The sequence below is a fragment of the Isoptericola sp. NPDC060257 genome, from assembly GCF_042726645.1.
GTDB classification, from domain to species: domain Bacteria; phylum Actinomycetota; class Actinomycetes; order Actinomycetales; family Cellulomonadaceae; genus Isoptericola; species Isoptericola nanjingensis.
The window spans coordinates 1-5,591 of record NZ_JBHXAW010000288.1 but is presented as its reverse complement, the minus strand read 5'-3'; the positions used below and the strand labels follow the sequence as shown (position 1 = coordinate 5,591).

Annotated in this window: 6 protein-coding genes; 2 read left to right on the top strand and 4 right to left on the bottom strand. The window is 75.4% G+C overall.

Annotated features, from left to right (window positions below; translation table 11 throughout):
• Positions 1-30: 30 nt before the first annotated feature.
• The 3 genes from ACFWEK_RS18255 to ACFWEK_RS18245 all read right to left on the bottom strand — a co-directional run bounded on the left by ACFWEK_RS18255 (position 31) and on the right by ACFWEK_RS18245 (position 2,979).
• Positions 31-1,182: a M24 family metallopeptidase gene (locus tag ACFWEK_RS18255; RefSeq protein WP_430554951.1), complete on the bottom strand. Its 1,152-nt coding sequence runs from the start codon at positions 1,180-1,182 to the stop codon at positions 31-33.
• A gap of 79 nt (positions 1,183-1,261) precedes the next feature.
• Positions 1,262-2,185, bottom strand: a complete 924-nt coding sequence (locus ACFWEK_RS18250; RefSeq protein ID WP_430554950.1) for an NADP-dependent oxidoreductase — start codon at positions 2,183-2,185, stop codon at positions 1,262-1,264.
• An 83-nt stretch (positions 2,186-2,268) separates the two neighbouring features.
• Positions 2,269-2,979: a DUF981 domain-containing protein gene (locus tag ACFWEK_RS18245; protein ID WP_430554952.1), complete on the bottom strand. Its 711-nt coding sequence runs from the start codon at positions 2,977-2,979 to the stop codon at positions 2,269-2,271.
• A 124-nt stretch (positions 2,980-3,103) separates the two neighbouring features.
• Here ACFWEK_RS18245 and ACFWEK_RS18240 point away from each other — a divergent pair, with 124 nt between their 5' ends.
• The gene (locus tag ACFWEK_RS18240) at positions 3,104-3,721 is read left to right on the top strand and encodes a TetR/AcrR family transcriptional regulator (protein ID WP_430548021.1); all 618 of its coding nucleotides are present in this window, start codon (positions 3,104-3,106) and stop codon (positions 3,719-3,721) included.
• A gap of 27 nt (positions 3,722-3,748) precedes the next feature.
• Here ACFWEK_RS18240 and ACFWEK_RS18235 read toward each other — a convergent pair whose 3' ends face one another.
• Positions 3,749-4,759 (bottom strand): GlxA family transcriptional regulator, encoded by a 1,011-nt coding sequence (locus ACFWEK_RS18235; RefSeq protein WP_430554949.1) that lies wholly within the window; start codon positions 4,757-4,759, stop codon positions 3,749-3,751.
• 90 nt (positions 4,760-4,849) lie between these two features.
• Here ACFWEK_RS18235 and ACFWEK_RS18230 point away from each other — a divergent pair, with 90 nt between their 5' ends.
• A complete protein-coding gene (locus ACFWEK_RS18230) occupies positions 4,850-5,458 on the top strand; it encodes an isochorismatase family protein (RefSeq protein ID WP_430554948.1) in 609 nt (202 codons plus the stop codon).
• The last annotated feature ends 133 nt before the right edge of the window (positions 5,459-5,591 follow it).

Sequence of the window (5,591 nt, the reverse complement as noted above, 5' to 3'; positions counted from 1 at the left end):
GAGATCGCTTGCTGGAAGGCCGTTCGTGGGCTACTCGACGATGACCACCTCATGGGGCGAGGTGTTGAGCCGCACGCCGGCATCGGGGGTGTCGGCCAGACCGGACACCCCGGCGGGGAACGCGACGACGATGTCCTCGATGCGCACGCCGAACTCGCCCGGCAGGTAGATCCCCGGCTCGACGGAGAAGCACATCCCGGCCTCGATCGGGGTGTCCTCGCCCTCCACCATGTACGGCGGCTCGTGCGTCGTCAGGCCGATGCCGTGGCCCGTGCGGTGCACGAAGAACTCGCCGAACCCGGCGTCGGCGATGACGGCGCGCGAGGCGCGGTCGACGTCCTGGCAGGTCGCGCCGGGACGCACGGCGTCGACGCCCGCCTGCTGCGCCGCGCGCACGACGTCGTGCACCTCCTGCTCGCGCGCGGTGGGCGCGCCGACGTGCACCGTGCGGGTGGTGTCGGATCCGTAGCCGTCGGCGAGCCCGCCGAAGTCCATGACCACCATGTCGCCCTCGCGGATCACGCGGTCGCCGGCCTCGTGGTGCGGGTCGGCGCCGTTCTCGCCCGCGCACACGAGCGTGAAGTCGACCTGCTCGTGCCCGTGGGCCCGTAGCAGCGCGTCCAGGTCGTCCGACACCTCGCGCTCGGCGCGCCCCGCGAACCGGCGGGTGACGATCTCGGCGAAGACCGCGTCCGCCCCGGCGCCCGCGGCCGCGAGCCGCGCCACCTCCTCGGGGGACTTGGCGGCGCGCAACATCGGCAGCACGTCCGTGACGGCGGCGTACGACGACGCCGGCCGGGCGCGCTGCAGGCCCAGCACGTGCAGCGCCCACGCCGCGTCGCTGATCGCGTACCGGCCGTCCGGGCGCAGGAGCCGGCCGGCGACCTCGTGCTCGTCCTCGCCGTCCGACCAGGCGACCGCCTCGATGCCGCCGACAGCGCCGACCTCGAGGTCGTGGGCCTCGAGCTTCGGCACGACGGCGACGGCGTCGCCCCCGCCGTCGTCGGACGCGGGGATGGCGAGCAGCGTGAGCCGCTCCGTGTCCGCGGCGGGGGTGTAGCCGAGGAAGTAGCGCAGGTCGGGGCCGGGAGTCACCAGCACCCCGGCGAGGCCGGCGGCGGCCGCCTGGGCGGCGGCGCGGCGACGGCGGTCGGCGTACACGTCGGGGGCGAAGGGCGTCATGTGCCCAGGGTGCCGCGTGCGGCCCGGACCTGCACCACCACGGTCGGGAGCACGGTCGGGAGCATGGTGGGAGGCGCCGTCAGACGCGCACCACGATCTTGCCGCGCCCGTGGCCGCTCTCGCTGGCGCGGTGGGCGTCGGCGGCGTCGGCGAGGTCGAAGACCTGGCCCACCTCCACGGCGACCTTGCCGGCGTCGATCAGCGCGCCGAGGGCCTCCAGGTCGGCGCTGGACGGGCGCACCCACACGTAGTGCCCGCCGTGCTCCGTGCGCGCCGTCGCGTCCGTGATGGACGTGACCGTGCCGCCCGGCGCGAGCAGCGCGGCGCTGGTCGCGACGGCGTCGCCGCCCACGTAGTCGAGCGCGACGTCGACGCCGTCCGGGGCGAGGGCGCGGACGCGGTCGGCCAGCCCGTCCCCGTAGGTGACGGGCTCGGCGCCGAGGCCGCGCAGGAAGTCGTGGTTGGCCTCGCTCGCGGTGCCGATCACGCGGGCGCCGAGGCTGCGCGCGATCTGCACGGCGAAGGAGCCGACGCCGCCGGCGGCCGCGTGCACCAGCACGGTCTGGCCCTCCCGCACCCCGGACCGCAGGATGGTCTGGTAGGCCGTGAGCCCCGCGAGCGGCACCGCGGCCGCCTCCTCGAAGCTCAGCGACGCGGGCTTGCGCGCGAGCGTCCGCACGGGCGCGGCGACGAGCTCGGCGAACGTGCCGCCGTGCACCCAGTCCTTGCGGACGTACCCGTAGACCTCGTCGCCGACCTCGTACTCGGGGGTGTCGAGGCCCACCTGCTCCACGACGCCCGCGACGTCCCAGCCGGGGACGACGGGGAACTGCGTGTCGAACAGGCCGTCCAGGTAGCCCTGGCGGACCTTCCAGTCGACGGGGTTCACGGACGCGGCGCGCACGCGCACGACGACGACGTCCGCCCCGGGGCGCGGGTCGGGCTGGTCGGTGAGCTCGAGGACGTCGGCGCCGCCGAAGCGGGAGTAGGTGATGGCTCGCATGCCCGGCACAACAGAGGCCGGGCCGCGAGACTTCCCGCGACCCGGCCTTCGTCCCGTCCCGGGGTGCCGGGCCGAGGAGGGCGTCAGCCCATGGTGTTGACGATCAGCCCGATGTGGGTGAAGAAGTTCATCGCGCCGAACAGGAGGAACGCGAGTCCGGCGAGGCCCCACGCCCAGCCGATGACGGCGCGCAGGCCGCGGCCGGCGCCGTCGCGCAGGGCGAGCGGGAAGAGGATCGCGCCGAGGCCGACGAGCGCGATGAGGCCCGACATGAAGATCGCCTCGACGAGCGGGTACGCGGCGAAGGAGCCCGAGATCGGCTCCTCGGGCGGGGCGGCGAAGAGCTGGTAGGTGACGCCGGCGATCGCGATGGCGACCAGGCCGAGGCCCATCCCGAGCACGAAGACGGAGACCGGGCGGGCGACGGCGCGCAGGTGGTCGGTGGCGTCCTCGCGGGCCAGCGCCTCCTTGCCGCGCGTCCACAGGTAGAAGGCCGCGGCGAGGAGCAGCACGCCGAACGCCAGGCTGGTCTCGCCGAAGATGATGTTGTCGAACGGGAAGCCGCCCGCGGCCAGGGGCCAGGTGAGCGTCATGTGCAGGCCGGTGGCGGTGAGGATCAGGCCGAGCACGCCGAACGCGAGCGCCCAGCCCTCCGTCACGACCTTCCGCGGCGCGCGGATCAGGTCGCGCCCCAGCCACACGAGCAGGATCAGGCCGGCGCCGACGGCGACGGACATCACGGTGTTGTAGGTGGGCATCTGTGCCCAGTCGATCACGAGGCCCTCCGCGGCCATCAGGTTCACAGCTCGTTCATCTCCTCGGTTCGCGCCGCCCGGCGGCGGTCTGTCGATCGGCTAAACGATACGTGCGTATAGGTTATTCCGGCGCAGTCGCGGCACCGCGCCTACGATGGGCGGCGTGACGGAGGACGACCGGCCGCGGCGGCGCCGCATGGTCCAGGGACGGGGCGCGGACAAGCAGCGCCGGATGGTCGAGGCCGCGGCGACGCTGCTCATCGACGAGGGGTTCGACGCCGTCACGCACCGCCGGGTCGCCGAGGCGGCGGGTCTGCCGCAGGGGTCGGCGTCCTACTACTTCCCGAGCAGCGCCGCGCTCGTGGCGGCCGCCGTCGAGGCCGCGGAGGAGCTGCGCGGCACGTCCGCGCTCGCCGCGGCCGGGGCGCTGCCGCACAGGCGCCGGTCCCCGGCGACGACGGCGCGGCTCTTGATCGAGGTCCTCTACGCCCCGCACGTCGACGACTCCGTCGTGACCCGCCGGCTCGACCCGATGATGACCGCGATGCGCGACCCCGCGCTGCAGCCGATCATGCGGCGCTCGCGGCCCCGGCTGCTCGGCGCCGCCCGCACGGTGCTGGACGCCTCCGGGTTCGAGGAGGCGTGCGCGGACCCGCGCGACGTCGACCTCGTGGCGCACCTCGTCGACGCCGCCCTGCTCACCGCGGCCTCGTCCGGCGCGGACGGCGTGCTCGACCGCGCCGCGAAGACGGTCGCCCGCCTGCTCGAGCGGTGGCGCTGACGGCGGTCGCGGCAGCCGTGCGAGCCGTCAGCCCGCGAGGCGGAACCGGGCCCGGTACTGCGCGGGCGTGGTGTCGAGACGACGCCGGAACGCCCGGGTCAGGGTGTCGGTCGTGCCGAAGCCGCAGGCGGTCGCCACGCGTTCCAGGGTGTCGTCCGTGGTCTCGAGCCGCTGCCGCGCCGCCTCGACGCGGACCGACTCGACGTAGGCCGCCGGCGTGGTGCCCAGCTCGTTCTTGAACAGCCGGGTCAGCTGCCGTTCGCTCACGTGCGCGCGCTCGGCGAGCCCGGCGACCGTCAGCGGCGACGACACGTTCCGCAGGACGTGCTGGCGCAGGTCGTCCACGCGCCGCGTGGTCGCGCGGGGGTCGGTCGCGACGGAGAACTGGCTCTGCCCGCCCGGCCGCTTGAGGTACATCACCAGCTGCCGGGCCACGCGCATCGCGACCTCCTGGCCGAGGTCGTCCGCGACCAGCGCGAGCGTGAGGTCGAGGCAGGCCGTGAGGCCCGCGCCCGTCCAGATGCCGCCGTCGCGCACGAAGATCGGGTCCGGGTCGACGTGCACCTCGGGGTGCTCGTCGGCGAGCTGCCCGGCGGTGGACCAGTGCGTGGTGGCGCGCACACCGTCCAGCAGGCCGGCGTCGGCGAGCACGTGCGCGCCCACGCAGACGGACGCGAGGCGCCGGGTGCGCGGCGCCAGCTCCCGGACGCGCCGCACGACGGCGGGGTCGACGACGGCGCGCACCCGCCGGTCGTCGTCGAGCTCGACGGCTCCGGGCACGACGACGGTGTCGACGGCGCGCCCGGCGAGGTCGTCGAACGTGGCGTCGGGCAGCACCCGGACACCGGCCGACGTGGTGACGGGGTCGAGCGTCTCGGCGGCGAGGACGACGGCGTAGCCCGCCGGCTCGTCGGTCTCCCGCCGCACGAGCGAGAAGACCTCGGCGGGCCCGGTGACGTCGAGCAGGTCGATCCCGTCGAAGAGGGTGACCACGACGAGCCGTTCGATCATGACGATGTCCGAATCTGCGGGTTGCATGACATTGCCGACACGGTACGCCGGTTCGTAGCGTGGGAGCGCGCCGCACCCTCGGCGCCCGACCCCTCGACCTCCTGCGGAAGGACACCCATGACCAGCACCACCCTGCGCGAGCTCGGCGGCGCCGACCCGACCCCTGCGGACCTCGCCGAGGCGACCGTGATCCTCGTCGACTACCAGAACACCTACACGCGCGGCGTCATGGAGCTGGACGGCTGGGCGCCGGCCCTCGACGCCGCCGCGGACCTGCTGGCCCGCGCCCGCGCGGCGGGCGCCACGGTGATCCACGTGCAGCACGACGGCGGCGCCGGCTCGCCCTACGACCTGGCCACCGACCTGGGCCAGATCCACCCGCGCGTCGCGCCCGCGCCGGGCGAGGCCGTGGTGACGAAGACCGCCCCGGACTCGTTCCGGGGCACCGATCTCGGCGACCTGGTGGACGCGGCCGGCCACGCCGACGTCGTGGTGGTGGGCTTCATGACGCACATGTGCGTCGCGTTCACGACCCAGGGGGCGGCGCTGCGGGGCAACCGGCCGACCGTGGTCGCGGAGGCGTGCGCCACCCGGCCGCTCGCCAGCGCCGTCGGACCGGTGCCCGCGGAACAGCTCCACCGGGCAGCGCTCGCGACGGTCGCCGACGCGTACGGTGTCGTCGTGGCGACCGCCGACGACCTCGCCGGTCAGGAGCGCGCGGCCTGACGCCCTCCGTCAGACCAGCACCTCGCCGTGGGGGGGGGCCCCCCCGCCCCCCCCGCCCGCCAGCGCCCCGCGCGGCGCGCGCCCCACCGCCGGGGGGGCCGTGTCGGCGGGGGCGCGCCCCACCGCGGGCCGG